This is a genomic window from Micromonospora coerulea, from assembly GCF_016598485.1.
Lineage (GTDB): Bacteria > Actinomycetota > Actinomycetes > Mycobacteriales > Micromonosporaceae > Micromonospora > Micromonospora coerulea.
The window spans coordinates 88,044-104,763 of the sequence record NZ_JAEMUW010000005.1; the positions used below are offsets into that span (position 1 = coordinate 88,044).

Sequence of the window (16,720 nt, forward strand, 5' to 3'; positions counted from 1 at the left end):
ATCCTCAGTCCACCCCGGCCAACTGCTTCGCCCGGGCGAACACATCGTCCAGCATCCCTGGTGTCAGCCGCCCGGTGAAGGTGTTCTGCTGGCTGACGTGATAGCAGCCGAGCAGGGCCGGTGCGGAACTGCCGGACCAGTGTGCCCCATGGCCGAAGGCCGGTCGCGGACTGGGCGGCTGCTGTCCGTACACGTCCCGCAGCACCGGCCACCAGCCGGCCCAGGCGAAGGCACCCAGTGCGACCACCACGCGCAGGGTGGGCCGGATCAGCGTGACCTCGCGGTGCAGCCACGGCGCGCAGGTGTCCCGCTCGACCGGGGTCGGCTTGTTGTCCGGCGGCGCGCAGCGCACCGCGGCGAAGATGCGGGTGTCCCGCAGGACCAGGCCGTCGTCGGCGGCGACGCTGGTCGGCTGGTTGGCCAGACCGGCGCGGTGCAGCGCGGCGAAGAGAACGTCGCCCGAGCGGTCGCCGGTGAAGATCCGGCCGGTGCGGTTGCCACCGTGCGCGGCCGGCGCCAGGCCGAGGATGCCGATCCGCGCGTCCGGCGCGCCGAAGCCCGGCACCGGGCGGCCCCAGTACTGCTGGTCGCGGAAGGCCGCCCGCTTGACCCGGGCGACCTCCTCCCGCCAGGCGACCAGGCGCGGGCAGGCGAAGCAGTTACTCACCGCGCCGTCGAGGTCGACCAGGTCGGTCGCCCGCGCGGCGCGAGCGACCACGTCACCAGGGGTACGCGGCTCAGCCAAGCTTGGCCCGGAAGAGTTCCAGGGTGCGGGCCCAGGCGGTGGCGGCGGCGCGCTGGTCGAACTTCTCCGGCCGGTCCTCGTTGAAGAACGCGTGCGACGTGCCCGGGTAGTCGTAGGTCTGGCAGGTGCCGCCGGCCGCCTCGATGGCCCGGCGGGCGGTCTGCACGCCGTCCGCCGACGAGGTGCCGTCCTCCTCGGAGCAGTGGATGAGCGCGGCCTTGCCGGCATAGTCGGCCCACTCGGAGCGCATCCCCTCCCAGGGGAGGCGGGGGTAGAAGCCGGCGGTGGCGACGATCCGCTCCGAGAACGTGGCCGACCAGAGGGCCAGGCTGGCGCCGGCGCAGAACCCGGCGCAGCCGACCTTGCCGGTGACCTCGGGACGGCCGGCGAGGTATTCCGCCGCGGCGGCGATGTCGGTCGCCGCCTCGTCCATCTGCGGCCCGTTCAGCATCTGCCGAGGCTCGGTCGGCCTGCTGGCCGGCTGGCCGTGCCGGAAGTCCGGGGCCAGGGCGACGAAGCCCGCCTCGGCGAAGCGGTCCACGACCGCCCGGACGTGGGGCACCAGACCCCACCAGTCCTGGATGACGATGACCGCCGGGCTGGCCACACCGCCGGAGGGTATCGCGAGATACCCCTCGCGTGTCCCTCCGTTGTTGGTGAAGCTCACCGTCTCGCCCATGGCCCGTCCTCCTAGCGGTCAGTCATCGTTGGCTGGTCGCCCAGTGGTCCTACGTGCCGGTAGCCTGCCACGCCGCCACCGCGCCGGGGAAGACGCGAGGACAGTGGCATTCACCTCCCGTTCGCCTTCCGGACGAGGCAGAGCAGGTAGCCCTCACCGTCGTCGCCGACCCGGTAGAGGACGTAGGCGTCGTCCCCCGGCCGGAAGTGCGGCTCACACGCCACCGCCGACTGGTTCCGCGCCGCCGCCGCGTCGTCCACCCGGCCCACCACCGCGTACGCGGCGCGGGCGCTGGTGCAGGGGACGAGGCGGCCGTCCTCGACCGACTTCGCCCCGGTGCCGGCGACCCGGGGCAATTCGCCGACGCAGTCGCCGGCCTTCGCGTCGGCGGTGCCGTCCCCGCCCAGCAGTCCGGCGAGGGGGCCGACCCCTCGCGTGAGCACCGCGGTCACGGTCAACGCGACCAGCACCCCGAAGACCAGCACGACGACGCCGAGGACCGTGCCGATCCGGGACCGCCCGCCGGTCGGCGCGGACGGGGCGGCCGGCTGCTGCTCGCTCTCCGGCGCGGGCGGTGCGGGCGGTGCGGGCGGTGCGGCGACCTGCTCTGACACGGGCGTTCCTTCCGGGGGTGGGGTGAGCAAGCGACACGGTAGCGACCAAGATCGGGCCGCGCTGTCCCGCCCCGTCCATCGTGGACGCAGCAGGGGCGCCCACCGGTTCGGCGGGCGCCCCTTCGGGATGGTTCAGCGGGTCGGGCTCGGCTCCGGGACCGTGCCGGTCGGGGCCGGGGTCACCGTCGCACTGGGAACCGCGGTCGGCGTGGCGGCCGCCGTCGGCACCGAGCCTCCCGACGGCGCCGGGGTCCCGGCGGGCGCCCGGCCTCCGTTCGTCCCCGGTGGCACCGGCGCCGTCGCGGGCGGCCGCGACCGGAACGGGGCCAGCTCAGGGCAGAACGGGTAGCCGGTCCGCAGCGCGGCGTCCGGCTGGGCCGGGTCGACGCACCACGGGTAGCCGAGCCGGATCGGCACGCCGTTCTGGTCGAAGAGCCGGGCGTTCTCCACCAACCGCCCCTCGCTGTCGTAGACGTAGACGTCCTGGACGCTGTCGTACCGGTCGCCGACGGACACCCCCTGGTAGCCGAACTCGTCCCGCTGCGACCGCTCGTCGAGGTTGACGAGCAGGACCAGCCCGAAGACCACCAGCACGAGGGCGCCGGCGTGCATCAGCCGGCGCGGCCACCGCCGCAGGCGGTCGGCGTTGCGACCGAGCCAGATCGAGGTCAGCACGGCGGCGATGAGCACGAGGAGGCCGGTGACCTCGCTGCGGAAGGGCCGGGGCAGGAGGGTGAGGTCACCACCGAGGATCGCCGAGAGCAGCGCCGCCGCCAGGTAGCCGCGCAGCACCCACCAGGCCGGGCGGAGCAGTCGGAGGAACTCGCTGGCCGAGGCGTACCCGAGGAGGGGACCGAGCCGGGCGTCGAGCCCGGACAGCCGGGCGCGGACCCGGTGTCGGGCGGCAGCGATCCGCCGGTCGAGGCCCCGGCCGCCCGCGGCCGGGTCGCCGGCCCCGGCGGCGGCCCGCAGCTCGGCCGCGTACGCCTCGGGCTCGCCGAGCCGGTCGACCAGCGAGCCGTCCGCCTCGGCGGCCACCTCGGTCAGGTGCTCCGGCAGGTCCTCGGTCAACTCGTCCCGGACCGCGGGCGGCAGGTCGGCCAGTGCGGCGCGCACCCGGTCGACGTAGTCCGCGATGTCCTGCCCAGTGACGGTCATGCCGCCATCCCCCGATCGTCGAGCAGTGCGTCCATGGTGGTGGCGAAGGAGCGCCAGGTCTTGCCGGAGCGGGCGAGCTGGTCCCGGCCGGCGGCGTTCAGCGCGTAGTACTTGCGGTGCGGGCCGGACTCGCTCGGCACGACGTAGGTGGTGAGCAGGCCGGCGGCGAAGAGCCGGCGCAGGGTGCCGTAGACCGAGGCGTCGCCGACCTCCTCCAGGCCGGCGTCCCGCAACCGGCGGAGGATGTCGTACCCGTAGCCGTCCTCCTCCCGGAGCACGGCGAGGACGGCGAGGTCGAGCACGCCCTTGAGGAGCTGTGTGGTATCCACGCTTCCGACACTAGTGCGGATTGCGGAGTACCGTCAAGAAAACAGTACCGTGTGCCGGTCCCGTCGTAGGGTCGAAGGCATGTCGTGGAGCAGCTATGGATCCTTCCTGGTCTTCGCCACGGTGCTGATCCTCATCCCCGGCCCGGACTTCGCGGTGGTCACCCGGAACACCCTGGCCGCCGGCCGACGGCGCGGCTGGTGGAGCGCGGTCGGGGTGACCGGCTCCAACGTCGTGCAGGGTGCGGCCGCGGCGGCCGGCCTCGGTGCGCTGATCGTCCGCTCCCAGCCACTGTTCGAGACCATCCGCTGGGTCGGCGTCGCGTACCTGGCGTACCTGGGCGTGCAGGCGTGGCGCTCGGCCTGGCGGGGCCGGTACGCGCCGCTGGCCGACGGCGGCCCCACCCCGTCCGGCGAGGCGTTCACCGGCTTCCGGCAGGGCTTCCTGTCCAACATCACCAACCCGAAGGTGCTGGCCTTCTACCTGGCCGTGCTGCCGCAGTTCGTCGGCGGCTCCGCGCCCCTGGCGGTGCTGCTGGTCTTCGCGCTCAGTCATGCGGTGCTGGGGCTGGCCTACCTGCTGCTACTGGTCGCGACGATGAACCGCGCCCGCGGGCTGCTGTCCCGCCGCCGGGTACGACGCTGGCTGGACGGGCTGACCGGAGTGGCCCTGCTCGGCTTCAGCGCCCGCCTCGCCACCGAGCGCGCCTGACCTCCGACCGCCCCATCGTGGTCCGCGATCCGCAGCAGTTTCCCGAGTACGCCCACCAGCGCGCGAGCCTGCGCGCCGTCGCCCAGGGACTGACGTTCCCCGCCACCACGGCGTGGCAATCGACTTAAGTTTCGCTTATGAGGCCTGCTCATCCTCGGGGAAGATCGGTACGTTGCCCGGATGCGACACATCGGAACCGTGATCGCCGCGGCAATCGTCGGCCCGCTGGCCTGGATTCTCTTCGCCCTTGGCCAGGATCAGTCGGCGCGGGCGTTCGCTGATGCACAAAACGGCGGCGCGCTGGACAGCGGTGATCTCGTTCGACCCGCGCTGCTCCTGGCGGCTGCGGGGCTCCTGCTCGGGCTCATCGCCACGCTTCGGTTCTCCCCGCTGGGCGCGGCGCTGACCGGGTTGATCTACTCGACCACTTACCTGGGCCTGCTGATCAACCCGACCGCGATGCTGAGACTGCTCGACCAAAAGCCGACCTTGAGCGGCCACCAAGTCGACCTGGCGGCCCCCCTCCGGACCGGGACGAGCCTGCTTGTGGGCTCGCTGCTGCTCGTCGGGGTGGTGAGCATCCGCCGTTGGCGGCAGTGGCCGCAGCACGCGGCCGACGCACCCGGGGCGCTGCAACCGGACGAGATCATCCCGCCCACAACGCGACGGGACCGCCCACTGGGCGTGGACGGTCTCGGCCTGAACACGCCAGGCAGCACGCCCGAACCGGAGCTGGTTGGGGCCGGCGGTTCAGACTGGGCCGGCCGTTCGGAGGGGGCCGGCGGTTCGGACTGGGCCGGTCGTTCGGACTGGACCGGCCTGTGGTCGGGCAACTCGGGGAACAGGTCCGGGCGGTCATCGGACTGGCCGCGCCAGCCGTCGAGGTGAACCGCTGACGGGCTCAGTGTGCCGAGAGAGAGCCCTCAGTCATCTCACCGCCGGCCACCCACACCACCACCCGCGGGGCTCCAGGCGATGCCCGTTACAGAATGCTCCAGGCGATACCGTCGAGGATGTCGTGCTCGGAGGCGACCACCGAGGGCATGCCGGCCCGCTCCATGATCACGCGGAGCACCAGTGCCCCCGCGCCGATCACGTCGGCCCGTCCCGGGTGCATCACCGGGATGGCCAGCCGCTGCTCTCGGGTCTTCGCCAGCAGGTCGGCGGTGACGTCGGCGACCTGCTCGTACGACACCCGGGCGTGGTGGATGCGCGCCGGGTCGTACTGGGTCAGGCCCTGCGCGATGGCGACCACGGTCGTGACCGACCCGGCCAGCCCGACCAGCGTGGCGGCCCCGCGGCCCGGCACGGCCGCGAGCGCCCGGTCCACCGCGACCGTGATGTCGGCCTGGGCGGCGGCCACCTCGTTTAGCGTCGGCGGGTCGTCGTGCAGGTGCCGCTCGGTCATCCGGACGCAGCCGATGTCCACCGAGATCGCGGCCTCGACCCCGCCCGCACGGGTGCCGACCACGAACTCGGTGGAGCCGCCGCCGATGTCGACCACCAGGTACGGCGGCTCGGCGTCGGCGGGCAGGCCGCGCACCGCGCCGGTGAACGAGAGTCGGGCCTCCTCGTCGCCGGTGACCACCTCGGGCTCGACGCCGAGGGTCTGCTCGACCATGGCCCGGAAGTCGGCGGCGTTGGCCGCGTCGCGGGTCGCCGAGGTGGCGCACATCCGGACCCGCTCGGCGCCCAGCTTCTCGATCTCGGCGGCGTACGACGCCAGCGCGACCCGGGTGCGCTCGATGGCCTCGGGGGCGAGCCGGCCCGTCCTGTCGACGCCCTGGCCGAGCCGGACGATCTCCATCCGGCGGGTCACGTCGACCAGCGGCGCCGCCGGGCCCGCGGACTCGTCGGGCAGGTCGGCGACCAGCAGGCGGATGGAGTTGGTCCCGCAGTCGATGGCGGCCACACGCGTCGTCACGGCAGCAACCCTACGGCAGCCGCCTCGGTCACCCGGTGGCGTCACCGCCGGAACCCGACCCGGAGCCGGCGGTCGTCAGCCCCGGCCCGAGCAGGTGCGCCCCGAGCGGCGTCAGCCGGTGCCGGACCGCGCCGCCGTCCCGGTCACTGGTGATCAGGCCGGCTGCCCGCAGCACCGTGGCGTGCTCGGAGGCGGAGGAGAGCCCGATCCCGGCGGCCCCGGCCAGCGCCGTGGTGGTCGCGGCACCGGACCGGGCGAGCTGGCGCAGCACGGCCGCCCGGGTGGCGCCGAGCAGCCGGCCGAGTGGATCGCCCCCCGCGGCGACCGGTCGCGGCATCGGCACCGGGTAGACCAGCAGGACCGGACGGTCCGGCTCGACCAGCACGCGCGGGCGCGGACCAGCCAGCGGTGAGGGCAGCAGGATCAGGCCGTGGCCGGTACCGGTCAACTCCCCGCTCCACCAGGTGCATACCTCCAGCACCGGGGGACGCCACCGGATCGCCGGGTGCAGTCCGGTGAAGAGGCCGTCCACGCCGTGCATCGCCAGCCGGTGACCGGCGCTCGCCACCTGGTGTCCGTGGGTGATCGACAGGTCGGCCCAGTGCGGTGCGAGCACCGCCTCGAACCAGTCGCGCACCGCCCGGCCGAGCAGGTCCCGGACCTCCGGGTCGGCGGCGGCGAACCGGCGCCGCAGCGGCGTGGCGGTCAGTTCGGCGTAGGCGGCGGTCACCTCGGCGCGTATCCGCCGGGACGAGGTGGCCCGGATCACCGCCAGCCCGGCCGCCAGCGACTCCAGGCCGTCGAACGGGGTGAGGAAATCCGGCATCCGCCCCCGGGCCGGCAGCAGGTGCCGCAGGGTCGCGACCGTCCGGTGCGCCGTGCCGGCCTGCTCGACCGTCGCCGCCCGGCCGGCCAGGGCCGGCGCCAGCGCGGCGACGGTGGGGTCGCGCAATGCCTGCCAGGCCAGCATGGCGGTGCCGACCGGATGCAGCCGCTCGGCGAATGTCACCCGGCGGAGATCGGCCGGCCCGAGCTCAAGGCGAAGCATACGAAGCAGCCTGCCTCCCTTCGGCCAGGACCGAAGGGCTTGACCGACCCGTCTGCGGATTCGAGTGTGGACGGCGGATCCACGAAGGGGGCGGAGCGTGCGACGGACGGTGGCGGTGCTGGTGGGGCTGTGCCTGGTGCTCGTCGGCGCGGCGTGCGGTGACGGGGGGCGCGGATCGGCGACGCCACCCGCCACGTCGCCGGTCGAGCGGCCGGCGGCCGGCGAGCACCGGCTCAGCCTCCGGCACGACGGGGTGCAGCGCAGCTACGTGCTGCACGCGCCGCCCGGGTACGACCCCGCGCGACCCACCCCGCTGGTCATCGCGCTGCACTTCTTTCCCGGCAGCGGAACCTCGATGCAGGAGATGGTGGGACTGGACGTCAAGGCCGACCGGGAGAAGTTCCTGGTCGCCTACCCGGACGGCAAGGATGGCGGCTTCAACGCGCTGATCTGCTGCGGAAAGTCCGACGACGTCGGTTTCCTGCGGGCCCTCGCCGGTCACCTGACGAAGACCTGGGGGGCCGATCCGGACCGGATCTTCCTCACCGGCATCTCCAACGGCGGCGACATGAGCTTCCGTGCCGCGGTGGAGACCGAGGGCGTCTTCGCCGCGATCGGTGTGGTCAGCGGCGGCTACAGCGGACCGCTGACCGCGAGCGAGGACTACGTGCCGAAGCGCCCGGTGTCCGTCATCACCGTCATCGGCGGCCAGGACCGGTACGCCGGGATCTTCCAGGCGGGCATCCGGACCTGGCAGCAGCGGCTCTCCTGCCGGCCGGTGCCGGCCACGCCGAAGACGCCGAAGACGTCCCGGGTGTCGCAGAGCGCGGCGCGGTGCGCCGACGGCAGCGAGGTCAGCATCCACCTCATCCCCGACATGGGGCACAGCTGGCCGGGGGCGGCCTCCGGCGAACTGGCCGCGCCGGACGCGGGGCTCCAGGCGACCGACGTGGTCTGGGACTTCTTCGTCGCCCACCCCCGCCTGAACTGACGCCCGGCCTAGAGGCGCAGCAGCATCCGGGTGTTGCCGAGCGTGTTCGGCTTGACCCGTTCCAGATCCAGGAACTCGGCCACACCCTCGTCGTAGGAGCGCAGCAGCTGCTCGAAGACCGGCTGCGGCACCGGCGCCCCGTCGATCTCCCGGAAACCGAACGAGCCGAAGAAGTCGGTCTCGAAGGTGAGCACGAAGATCCGGGCCACCCCCAGCCCACGGGCCGCGTCGATCAGGTCGCCGACGATCCGGTGGCCGAGCTTCCGCCCCCGGCAGGCCGGGTCGACCGCCACCGTGCGGATCTCGGCCAGGTCCTCCCACATCACGTGCAGCGCGCCGCAGCCGACCACCGTGCCGTCGGGTGCCACCGCCACCCGGAACTCCTGCACGTCCTCGTAGAGGGTGACCGTGGCCTTGCTGAGCAGCCGCCGGTCGTCGGTGTAGGTGTCGACCAGCCGCCGGATCCCGCGCACGTCAGCCGTGCGGGCCCGCCGGACGACGATCTCCCCGCCGCTCACTCTTGCCCTGGCACGTCCACGCACGGGCCGGCGGCCCACCACTTCTCCATCAGGGCCAGGGTCTCGTCCCCGAACGGGTTCACCCCCGGCCCCGCGCCGAGCGCGTGCCCCAGGTGCACGTGCAGGCACTTCACCCGGCCGGGCATGCCGCCGGCCGAGATGCCGGCGATCTCCGGCACCTGGCCGATGGCCTCCCGGCGGGTCAGATAGTCCTCGTGCGCCGCCCGGTACCGGGCGGCCAACTCCGGGTCCTCGACCAGCCGGTCGGCCATCTCCTTCATCAGCCCGGCCGACTCCAGCCGGCTGCACGCCGCGGTCGCCCGTGGGCAGGTCAGGTAGAACAGCGTCGGGAAGGGCGTGCCGTCGGCCAGCCGGGGCGTCGTCTCCACCACGTCGGGCAGGCCGCAGGGGCAGCGGTGGGCCACCGCCCGGGTGCCGCGGGGCGGGCGGCCGAGCTGCGCGGCCACCGCGGCCAGGTCGGCCTCGGTGGCCGGTTGGCGCTCCGGCGGGGGTACGGAACCCGCCGCCGGGTCCTGCGGTGGTACAACAGTCACGGTGCCCATCTCTCGTTCGGTGCTGCGGTGGTGCTCACTTGTCCGGGCGCTCGGCGTTCGCCGCCTGCACGCTCGACCACAGCGTGTCGTACCAGGGGTCCGGGGGCTTCGGCGGCCCCGGCTTCGCGCCCTTGCCACCGTCCTTGGCCGCCCCCTCCGGATCGGAGAGCACCACCAGCAGCGTCTCGCCGGGCTTGCCCATGAAGAAGCGCTCCCGGGCCTGCGTCTCGATGTACGCCGGGTCCTGCCACTTGGCCGCCTCGGCGGAGAGGTCCTCGATGCGGCGGCGCTGATCCGCCTGGGACGCCTCCATCCGCTCGATGTCGGCCTGCTGGTCCAGGTAGACCCGGACCGGATAGGTGTACGCCAGGGCGAGCGCGATCAGCACCGCGAACAGCACGGTGGCCCGCCCGGTGAAGCGCCGGGGGTGGGGTGCGGAGAGCCGTTTGACGGTGCCGCCGGCGGCGGTACGCCGGGCGGCGGCGGGCCGGCTCGCGGAGCGTACGCCCTCCGCGCCCCGGGCCGCGCCGGGCGCGCGGCCGGCGGCGCCGCGCGGCTCGGCGCGCACGCCACCCTCACGGACCGCCGACCGGGCCCCGCCCGGCCGGCCGGCCTGGCCAGGCCGGCGGGTCGGACGCTGACCACCCGGTGTGCGGCGCTGCTGCATCGTCACACCCCTCCCCCGGAGCTAGGCGCTCAGGCCGAACGGTAACGCGGGAAGGCACCCGCACCGGCGTACCGCGCCGCGTCGGCCAGCTCCTCCTCGATGCGCAGGAGCTGGTTGTACTTGGCCACCCGGTCGGAGCGGGCCGGGGCGCCGGTCTTGATCTGGCCGCAGCCGGTGGCCACCGCCAGGTCGGCGATGGTGGTGTCCTCGGTCTCGCCGGAGCGGTGGCTCATCATGCACTTGAAGCCGGCCCGGTGGGCCAGGTCCACCGCGTCCAGGGTCTCGGTGAGCGAGCCGATCTGGTTGACCTTCACCAGCACCGCGTTGGCGGCCTTTTCGGTGATGCCACGGGCGATCCGCTGCGGGTTGGTGACGAAGAGATCGTCGCCGACGATCTGGATCCGGTCGCCCACGGCGGCGGTCAGGGTGGCCCAGCCGCTCCAGTCGTCCTCGGAGAGCGGGTCCTCGATGGAGACGATCGGGTAGTCGCCGATGAGCTTGGTGTAGTAGTTGCTCATCTCCTCGGCGGACTTCGCGCTGCCCTCGAAGGTGTAGGTGCCGTTGTCGAAGAACTCGGTGGCGGCCACGTCCAGGGCGAAGACGATGTCGGTGCCGAGCCGGTAGCCGGCCTTCTCCACCGCCTCGGCGATCAGGTCCAGCGCGGCGGCGTTGGTGGGCAGGTTCGGCGCGAAGCCGCCCTCGTCGCCGAGACCGGTCGACAGGCCCTTCTTCTTCAGCACCGACTTCAGCGCGTGGTAGACCTCGGCGCCGGAGCGCAGCGCCTCGCGGAAGCTGGGCGCGCCGATCGGCGCGATCATGAACTCCTGGACGTCGACGTTGGAGTCGGCGTGCGCCCCACCGTTGAGGATGTTCATCATCGGCACCGGCAGCAGGTGCGCGTTCGGGCCACCCAGGTAGCGGAAGAGGCTCAGCTCGGCGCTGCCCGCGGCGGCCTTGGCGATCGCCAGCGAGACACCGAGGATGGCGTTGGCGCCCAGCTCGGCCTTGTTGTCCGTGCCGTCGAGGTCGAGCATCTTCTGGTCGATCAGCCGCTGCTCGCTGGCCTCGTACCCGATGAGCTGGTCGACGATCTTGTCCTCGATGTTCGAGACGGCCTTCTCGACGCCCTTGCCCTGGTAGCGGTCCGCGTCACCGTCGCGCAGCTCGATCGCCTCGAAGGCGCCGGTGGAGGCGCCGGAGGGCACGGCGGCACGGGCGATCGTGCCGTCGTCGAGCCCGACCTCGACCTCGACCGTCGGGTTGCCCCGCGAATCCAGGATCTCCCGGGCGACGATTCCCTCGATGGTTGCCACTGAGTCGCTCCTCGTTTGTGTGTTCCGGTCCGGTATGGGCCGCGACGGTGCGGCTGAGGCAGGTGTTGAACGCAGCGTATCGGGCGGCGCCCGGTCGCACGTCTCCACCCGGTGTCCCGCCGGCGCACGGAGCCGGGCCCGGATCCCACCCCCGGCGGTGGGTGACACGGACATTCCCGGATTCTCGGGCGTCAACCGGCAACGGGTTTGCGAGAGGTTGCCTCGATCGACAAGGCTGGGCGCCATGCCCGCCGCCTCGACCACCTTCCGCGTGCTCACCGCCTCGGTCATCGCGTCGCTCACGGTCACCGGGTGTCAGGCGCTCGACGACGCCGGACAGGCCCTCGGCCACGCCGACCTGGTCAACGACCTGGCCGCCCGGATGGACCGGTCGCTGGAGCAGACCTGGGCCGCCGACTACCAGCTCTCCGGCGGACGGGCCGCCTCGATCGCGCAGACGAAGGAGCCACTGCGCTCGTCGTACACCTGGCCGGCCGGCAAGATCACGGTGACCCAGGACGCGGTCACCAACTGCACGACCGCCGCCGGCCAGACCTCGTGCACGGTGGTGCCCCCGGTGCTGACCGCCGGCAAGCCGTCGGTCGCCGTCTACGCCGAGGCGAGCAAGCGCGGCCTGGTCACCCCGCCGGCCGTGATCCGGCTGCTCACCGAGGCGGCGCTCGACCCGCAGGCGAGCATCACGCAGAGCGACACCACCCTCGCCGGTCACCACGCCACCTGCGTGGACGTCACCCGGGCGGGCGAGCGCTTCACCGCCTGCGTCACCAACGAGGGGGTGCTCGGCAGCTTCACCGGCAGCCTCGACGGCCGGCCGGAGGAGCTGGCGCTGACCAGCTACACCGACATCGTCGACCCGCGCGCCTTCGACGTCCCGGCCGGCGCGGGCGTGGTGGACCGCCGCACGCCGACGCCGTGACCGGCCCGTCCCCCGCCGCCCCGGGCGGCAGCTCCGGCCCACCAGCCGCCACCGGCCCGGCGGCCAACGACCCGGCCGGCGCGACCGGTCCCAGGTCCGGCCGCGGCGGGTTCGTGCCGGGGGCCGACGGCAGCGTGCCGCCCGCGCCCGGGGACATCGCGCTGCCGGTCGCCGGTCGCAAGCTGTGGACCGGCCCCGACGGGGCGTTCCCCCGGATCGGCGACCTGCCGACGGGCCTGCCCCGGGTGCCGGTGGGGACGCTCGACGGCGTACCCGCCTGGGCGGTCGAGGTGCCCGACGCCGATGAGTTGCCCGGACACTGGCGGAGCTGGCGGGCACTCGCCGCCGAGCTGCCCGAACCCCTCGCGACACTCGCCGGGCGGGCGCTGGCCGTGGTGACCTGGCGGCGCACCCACCGGTGGTGCGGCGCCTGCCGGACCGAGCTCGCCGACGTGCCCGGCGAGACCGCCCGGCGCTGCCCCGGCTGCGACCTGTACGTGCCGCTGCCGCTCTCCGCCGCCGTGCTGGTCGCGATCACCCGCCCCCGCCCCGGCGGCCCCGACGAGCTGCTGCTGGTCCGGCACGCGTACGGGCCGACCGGGTTGTGGGCCCTGGTGGCCGGCTTCGTCGAGGCCGGCGAGTCACTGGAGGCGGCCGCCCACCGGGAGGTCGGCGAGGAGGTGGGCCTGGCGATCACCGACCCGACCTACTTCGGCAGCCAGCCCTGGGCGATGTCCGGGCCGGGCACCCTGCTGGCCGGCTTCACCGCCACCGCCGCCGACCCGGCCGCCGAGCCGGTGGTCGACGGGAAGGAACTCACCGAGGCGCGCTGGTTCCCGCTGGACGCGCTGCCGGCGGAGCTGCCGCCGGCGTACTCGATCTCCCGCTGGCTGATCGACGCCGTCGCCGCCGGACGCTGACCCGCCGGCGGTCAGATCCCGAGCAGGGTGCGCAGGTGCCGGGGCGGCGGGCAGTCGTGCGCGAGCATCCCGTCGTGCCAGTCGCGCACCGACACCCCGGCCGGCCGGGACCGGGCGATGTCGGCCATCTCGCTGTACCCGACGAAGTAGGTGGAGAGCTGCGTCGAGGTGAGCAGCGCCCGGCGCCACTTGCCGGCCGCCTCACCCTCCTCCTGGAAGCCGCGCCCGGTCATCAGCGCCATCGCCTCCGCCTCGGGCAGGTCCTCGCAGTGCACGAGCTGATCGAGCAGCGCGTTGATGGTCATCCGGAGCTGCATCTTGAGCTGCTGCAACCGCACCGGCAGGCCGCCGAAACCGAGGCCGGCCATCAGCTCCTCGGTGTAGACCGCCCAGCCCTCGACGAACACGCCGGACTCGGTCAGCGCGCGGACCCGGGTGGGGCCGGCGTACCGGCGGGCGTGGGCGAGCTGGAGAAAGTGACCGGGCATCGCCTCGTGCACGGTCAGGTTGCGGATCATGTGGTCGTTGTACTCCCGGTAGAACGACTCGACCCGGTGCGCCGGCCAGTCCGCGGGGGTGGGCGCGATGCAGTAGAAGGTGGGCAGGTCGGCCGTCTCCAGCGGGCCCGGCGAGTCGCAGTACGCCACCGCGACGCCCCGGGCGAACTCCGGCATCTCCTGGATCACGCACGGGTCTTCGACCAGGGTGATCAGGTCGTGCGCGCGGACGAAGTCGCTCGCCTCGTCCAGGGTGACCGAGGCCAGCGCCACGATGGAGTGGTCGTCCGGGTGCTCGGCGGCGAGCAGGTCCAGTGCCCGGCGTACCGTCTCGTCGTCGGCCGGGCCGCCGACCAGTTCGACGGCCGCCTCGCGGATCTCTGCGGTGACCCGCTCCAGGTTGGCCCAGGCCCGGCGCTGCACCTCGGCGGCGCCCAGCTCGGTGTCGAGGGTGTGCCAGAGCCGCGCCTCCCAGCGCCGCCGGCCCAGCCGCGGGTCGCGCCCCGGCCCGGCGTCGGTGGCCAGCCCGATGCGCAGCCAGGCCACGAACTCCTCCAGCGCGGCGATCGCGTCGATCGCCGCCGGCTCCACCCGGTCGTACAGCCCGGGTGCCTGCGCCAGCAGCCGGGGCACCTCGTCGCGGATCAGCGCCGCCGCGCCGGTGAACTGCCCGACCGCCGTCTCGGCGTGGACCCGCGGCATGTCGCGCAGCGTCGCGCGCGCGGTCGCCAGCGCGTCCGGTACGGCCGACAGCCGCCCGGCCAGGTGGGTCAGGCGCTCCTCGACCGGCGCGTACGGGCGGGCCAGCAGCGCGTGCAGCAGCGGGCCGGGGTTGTGCCGCAGCGGGTCCCACTCGTGGGCGCGGATCTCCGTCGACTCGAACAGCCCCCGGTCCACCAGCGAGCTGAGCAGCGCGTGGTCGACCTGCTCCTCGACGTCGAGCGCGTCGGGGTCGATCTCGGAGAGCGCGTCGGCCGCGTCCTTGAGCATCGCCTGGTCGGCGGCGACCGCGTCGGCGGAGAGGTCCGGCAGCCGGTCGTCGTACCGGTGGTCCCCCGCCGAGGTGGCCAGTCCCGGCCGGCTCTCCAACACCGCCTCGACGATCCGCTCCGCGAGCGGCACGAACGCTTCCATCCCCCGACCCTACCGACCCCGCGGCTCCGCGAGGTCGCGTCGGGGCCTGCGGTGATCAAGAAGTTCGCGTCGGGCCGAGGTGCGGTTTCCGGACGCGACCTTCTTGATCACCTCGACTGGTCGGTGCGGGACGCGCGTTCGGCGGCGCGGACGGCGTCGGCGTAGGCGAGGGTGGCGCGGCGCAGGGCGGCCTCGGGGTCGATGCCCGCCTCCCGGGCGGCGGCGACCGTGGCGAGGAGGCTGGCTCCCAATCTCGCCTCCGGGTCGACCTGGGAGTCGGACAGGGGTGGTGGCACCGCGAGGCCGACCCGGGCGGCGCGGTCGAGGATCTTGGCGGCCAGAGCGAGGGCGGGCTGGCTCAGCGCGATGCCGTCCAGCACCGAGGCGCGGGCCTTCTCGGCCCGCTTGATCCGCTCCCAGTTGGCCTCGATCTCCTCCAGCGAGCCGGTCTCCGCGCCGGCGAAGACGTGCGGGTTGCGGCGGACCATCTTGTCGACCAGGGTGCCGGCCACGTCGTCGACGGTCCACCGCTCGCCCTCGGGCAGGTCCTCGGCGAGCCGGGCGTGCAGCAGCACCTGGAGCAGCACGTCGCCCAGCTCCTCGCGGAGCGCGTCGGTGTCGTCGGCGCTGATCGCGTCGTACGCCTCGTAGCACTCCTCCAGCAGGAAGCCGGCGAGGCTGCGGTGGGTCTGGGCCCGCTTCCACGGATCGCCGCCCGGGGAGGCCAGCCGGTCCATCACCTCGACCGCGTCCAGCAGCCGGGCGCCCGGCGGATCCCACGAGCCGTACATCAGCTCCAGCTCGGCCAGGCCCGGCTGGCGGGCCAGCCGCAGCCCGAGCTCCCGGGCCAGCGCCTCGTCGCCGGCGGGCCCGGCCAGCCAGACCGCCGTGCCGTGCGCGGCCACCGCGTCCAGCAGCGCGCTCGTCGCGCCACCGTCGACCACGGTGACCTCGACGCCCGCCGAGCGGACCGCCGCGGTCAGCGCGCTCTCCGCCCCGGCCAGCACCGGTGCGGCACGTACGACGTCCCAGGCGGCGGCCGTGAGCAGGCCGGCCGGCAGCCGGGGCGAGGTGACCAGCAGGACGATCCGCGCGGACATGCTCAGGAGGCGGCCGGCTCGGTGGGCTCGGTGGGCAGCGGCTCCGGGGTGGAGACGTCGGTCACCTGCCCGTTGCCGTCGACGTACGGCAGGTCGAACTGACGCAGGCCGCTCTGGGTCTGCAGCAGTGCTGGGATCTCCAGCGCCGGGAAGCGCGGGTTGACCGTGACGTCGAGCTTCTCCACCTCGTCCTGGAGCGCCACGCTGACCGCCGAGACCTGGCGGGTGAACGCCGCTCCCGCGAACTGTTGGCGCTGCTCGTCAACGGACCACCCGGCCGGGGCCACGTCGGCCTTGACCAGCGCGGCGTAGAGGTCGCCGCGGGAGTCATCGGTCAGCTCGGCCGGCGGCAGCCCCGCCTGCAGGCCCAGGTAGAGGTCGTACCACTCGGCGGCGAGCTTCGCGTACTCGGTGTTCGGCACGCCCAGCTCCTTGCCGATCTGCTCGGCGCTGAGCTGGTCCTGCACCGGCACCTTCTTGTCCTCGGCGATCCGCTTGCCCAGGTCGATGCCGACCAGCAGGTTGAGGATGTCCTGCCGGTCCACGTTCAGCTTCAGCTGCTCCGGCGACGGGGAGGCCCCCTGCTGCGCGGCGGCGGCCTTCACCGACTCCGCGTACGTCGCCTGGGCCTCGTCGTGGATGGCGTCCACCCGGTCGACCGAGTACGTCGTGTCACCCACGTAGGCGGCGACGTCCGGCGCGGACCGGCCGCAGGCACCGAGGGAGAGGACAGCGAGGGCCGCGACGCTGGCGGCGGCGGTGAGACGGCGAGCACGCATGCCGGTCACTCTCTCACGCCAGGTACCCGGCTGTGACGCCACCCACCGAGCGGCGCCGCCCACCGCCTTGATCATGAAACTGTTGCCGCCCGCCTCGGCGTGTC

The 16,720-nt window shown here is 73.8% G+C and carries 19 protein-coding genes; 5 read left to right on the top strand and 14 right to left on the bottom strand.

The features are described from left to right. Positions 1 to 4: 4 nt before the first annotated feature. From I8N68_RS08870 to I8N68_RS08890, 5 genes are all read right to left on the bottom strand, one after another. On the bottom strand, positions 5 to 718 hold the full coding sequence (locus I8N68_RS08870; protein WP_200209391.1) for a uracil-DNA glycosylase: 714 nt from the start codon (positions 716 to 718) through the stop codon (positions 5 to 7). 19 nt (positions 719 to 737) lie between these two features. Beyond that, positions 738 to 1,424 (bottom strand): dienelactone hydrolase family protein, encoded by a 687-nt coding sequence (locus I8N68_RS08875; protein WP_200209392.1) that lies wholly within the window; start codon positions 1,422 to 1,424, stop codon positions 738 to 740. A 110-nt stretch (positions 1,425 to 1,534) separates the two neighbouring features. Next, positions 1,535 to 2,038, bottom strand: a complete 504-nt coding sequence (locus I8N68_RS08880; protein WP_200209393.1) for an LppU/SCO3897 family protein — start codon at positions 2,036 to 2,038, stop codon at positions 1,535 to 1,537. Positions 2,039 to 2,170: 132 nt separating this feature from the next. After that, positions 2,171 to 3,196 (bottom strand): HAAS signaling domain-containing protein, encoded by a 1,026-nt coding sequence (locus I8N68_RS08885; RefSeq protein WP_200209394.1) that lies wholly within the window; start codon positions 3,194 to 3,196, stop codon positions 2,171 to 2,173. Beyond that, positions 3,193 to 3,525: a PadR family transcriptional regulator gene (locus tag I8N68_RS08890; RefSeq protein WP_089011147.1), complete on the bottom strand. Its 333-nt coding sequence runs from the start codon at positions 3,523 to 3,525 to the stop codon at positions 3,193 to 3,195. The genes I8N68_RS08885 and I8N68_RS08890 overlap by 4 nt, the downstream gene beginning before the upstream one ends. 79 nt (positions 3,526 to 3,604) lie before the next feature. Here I8N68_RS08890 and I8N68_RS08895 point away from each other — a divergent pair, with 79 nt between their 5' ends. Then, positions 3,605 to 4,234 carry a LysE family translocator gene (locus tag I8N68_RS08895; RefSeq protein WP_200209395.1) on the top strand — a complete coding sequence of 210 codons (630 nt, stop codon included), beginning with the start codon at positions 3,605 to 3,607 and terminating at the stop codon, positions 4,232 to 4,234. A 180-nt stretch (positions 4,235 to 4,414) separates the two neighbouring features. After that, entirely contained in the window at positions 4,415 to 5,122 is a 708-nt protein-coding gene (locus I8N68_RS08900; protein ID WP_200209396.1) for a hypothetical protein, read from the top strand. Positions 5,123 to 5,216: 94 nt separating this feature from the next. Here I8N68_RS08900 and I8N68_RS08905 read toward each other — a convergent pair whose 3' ends face one another. Continuing rightward, positions 5,217 to 6,146, bottom strand: coding sequence for a Ppx/GppA phosphatase family protein (locus I8N68_RS08905; protein ID WP_200209584.1), 930 nt, complete (start codon positions 6,144 to 6,146; stop codon positions 5,217 to 5,219). A gap of 40 nt (positions 6,147 to 6,186) precedes the next feature. After that, on the bottom strand, positions 6,187 to 7,206 hold the full coding sequence (locus I8N68_RS08910) for a helix-turn-helix transcriptional regulator (RefSeq protein ID WP_200209397.1): 1,020 nt from the start codon (positions 7,204 to 7,206) through the stop codon (positions 6,187 to 6,189). Between the two features lie 97 nt (positions 7,207 to 7,303). Here I8N68_RS08910 and I8N68_RS08915 point away from each other — a divergent pair, with 97 nt between their 5' ends. Next, a complete protein-coding gene (locus I8N68_RS08915) occupies positions 7,304 to 8,197 on the top strand; it encodes a CE1 family esterase (RefSeq protein ID WP_307812709.1) in 894 nt (297 codons plus the stop codon). Between the two features lie 8 nt (positions 8,198 to 8,205). On the opposite strand, the gene I8N68_RS08920 is transcribed toward I8N68_RS08915, so the two are convergent. Genes I8N68_RS08920 through eno form a run of 4 tightly spaced genes read right to left on the bottom strand, consistent with a single transcriptional unit; the run spans position 8,206 to position 11,249 of the window. After that, the gene (locus I8N68_RS08920) at positions 8,206 to 8,715 is read right to left on the bottom strand and encodes an amino-acid N-acetyltransferase (protein WP_200209398.1); all 510 of its coding nucleotides are present in this window, start codon (positions 8,713 to 8,715) and stop codon (positions 8,206 to 8,208) included. Beyond that, complete coding sequence (locus I8N68_RS08925; RefSeq protein ID WP_200209399.1) at positions 8,712 to 9,269, bottom strand: DUF501 domain-containing protein; 558 nt, start codon at positions 9,267 to 9,269, stop codon at positions 8,712 to 8,714. Before I8N68_RS08925 ends, I8N68_RS08920 begins: the two co-directional genes overlap by 4 nt. Positions 9,270 to 9,303: 34 nt before the next feature. Then, positions 9,304 to 9,936, bottom strand: coding sequence for an FtsB family cell division protein (locus I8N68_RS08930; protein ID WP_200209400.1), 633 nt, complete (start codon positions 9,934 to 9,936; stop codon positions 9,304 to 9,306). A gap of 29 nt (positions 9,937 to 9,965) precedes the next feature. Next, positions 9,966 to 11,249: a phosphopyruvate hydratase gene (eno, locus tag I8N68_RS08935; protein ID WP_200209401.1), complete on the bottom strand. Its 1,284-nt coding sequence runs from the start codon at positions 11,247 to 11,249 to the stop codon at positions 9,966 to 9,968. A 244-nt stretch (positions 11,250 to 11,493) separates the two neighbouring features. Here eno and I8N68_RS08940 point away from each other — a divergent pair, with 244 nt between their 5' ends. Beyond that, the gene (locus I8N68_RS08940; protein WP_200209402.1) at positions 11,494 to 12,186 is read left to right on the top strand and encodes a hypothetical protein; all 693 of its coding nucleotides are present in this window, start codon (positions 11,494 to 11,496) and stop codon (positions 12,184 to 12,186) included. Continuing rightward, on the top strand, positions 12,183 to 13,106 hold the full coding sequence (gene nudC / locus I8N68_RS08945) for an NAD(+) diphosphatase (protein WP_307812711.1): 924 nt from the start codon (positions 12,183 to 12,185) through the stop codon (positions 13,104 to 13,106). Before I8N68_RS08940 ends, nudC begins: the two co-directional genes overlap by 4 nt. An 11-nt stretch (positions 13,107 to 13,117) precedes the next feature. Here nudC and I8N68_RS08950 read toward each other — a convergent pair whose 3' ends face one another. From I8N68_RS08950 to I8N68_RS08960, 3 genes are all read right to left on the bottom strand, one after another. Continuing rightward, the gene (locus I8N68_RS08950; protein ID WP_200209403.1) at positions 13,118 to 14,737 is read right to left on the bottom strand and encodes a DUF885 domain-containing protein; all 1,620 of its coding nucleotides are present in this window, start codon (positions 14,735 to 14,737) and stop codon (positions 13,118 to 13,120) included. A gap of 107 nt (positions 14,738 to 14,844) precedes the next feature. Further along, entirely contained in the window at positions 14,845 to 15,837 is a 993-nt protein-coding gene (locus I8N68_RS08955) for a nucleoside triphosphate pyrophosphohydrolase (RefSeq protein ID WP_200209404.1), read from the bottom strand. A 2-nt stretch (positions 15,838 to 15,839) separates the two neighbouring features. Further along, positions 15,840 to 16,616 carry a hypothetical protein gene (locus I8N68_RS08960; RefSeq protein ID WP_200209405.1) on the bottom strand — a complete coding sequence of 259 codons (777 nt, stop codon included), beginning with the start codon at positions 16,614 to 16,616 and terminating at the stop codon, positions 15,840 to 15,842. Positions 16,617 to 16,720: the final 104 nt, after the last annotated feature.

Bases quoted from the DNA above. Each gene is read 5' to 3' on its own strand.
- I8N68_RS08940 (WP_200209402.1), top strand. From the start codon at position 11,494: ATGCCCGCCGCCTCGACCACCTTCCGCGTGCTCACCGCCTCGGTCATC.
- I8N68_RS08910 (WP_200209397.1), bottom strand. From the start codon at position 7,206: ATGCTTCGCCTTGAGCTCGGGCCGGCCGATCTCCGCCGGGTGACATTC.
- I8N68_RS08875 (WP_200209392.1), bottom strand. From the start codon at position 1,424: ATGGGCGAGACGGTGAGCTTCACCAACAACGGAGGGACACGCGAGGGG.
- I8N68_RS08885 (WP_200209394.1), bottom strand. From the start codon at position 3,196: ATGACCGTCACTGGGCAGGACATCGCGGACTACGTCGACCGGGTGCGC.
- I8N68_RS08955 (WP_200209404.1), bottom strand. From the start codon at position 15,837: ATGTCCGCGCGGATCGTCCTGCTGGTCACCTCGCCCCGGCTGCCGGCC.
- I8N68_RS08930 (WP_200209400.1), bottom strand. From the start codon at position 9,936: ATGCAGCAGCGCCGCACACCGGGTGGTCAGCGTCCGACCCGCCGGCCT.
- I8N68_RS08900 (WP_200209396.1), top strand. From the start codon at position 4,415: ATGCGACACATCGGAACCGTGATCGCCGCGGCAATCGTCGGCCCGCTG.
- I8N68_RS08950 (WP_200209403.1), bottom strand. From the start codon at position 14,737: ATGGAAGCGTTCGTGCCGCTCGCGGAGCGGATCGTCGAGGCGGTGTTG.
- I8N68_RS08960 (WP_200209405.1), bottom strand. From the start codon at position 16,616: ATGCGTGCTCGCCGTCTCACCGCCGCCGCCAGCGTCGCGGCCCTCGCT.
- I8N68_RS08895 (WP_200209395.1), top strand. From the start codon at position 3,605: ATGTCGTGGAGCAGCTATGGATCCTTCCTGGTCTTCGCCACGGTGCTG.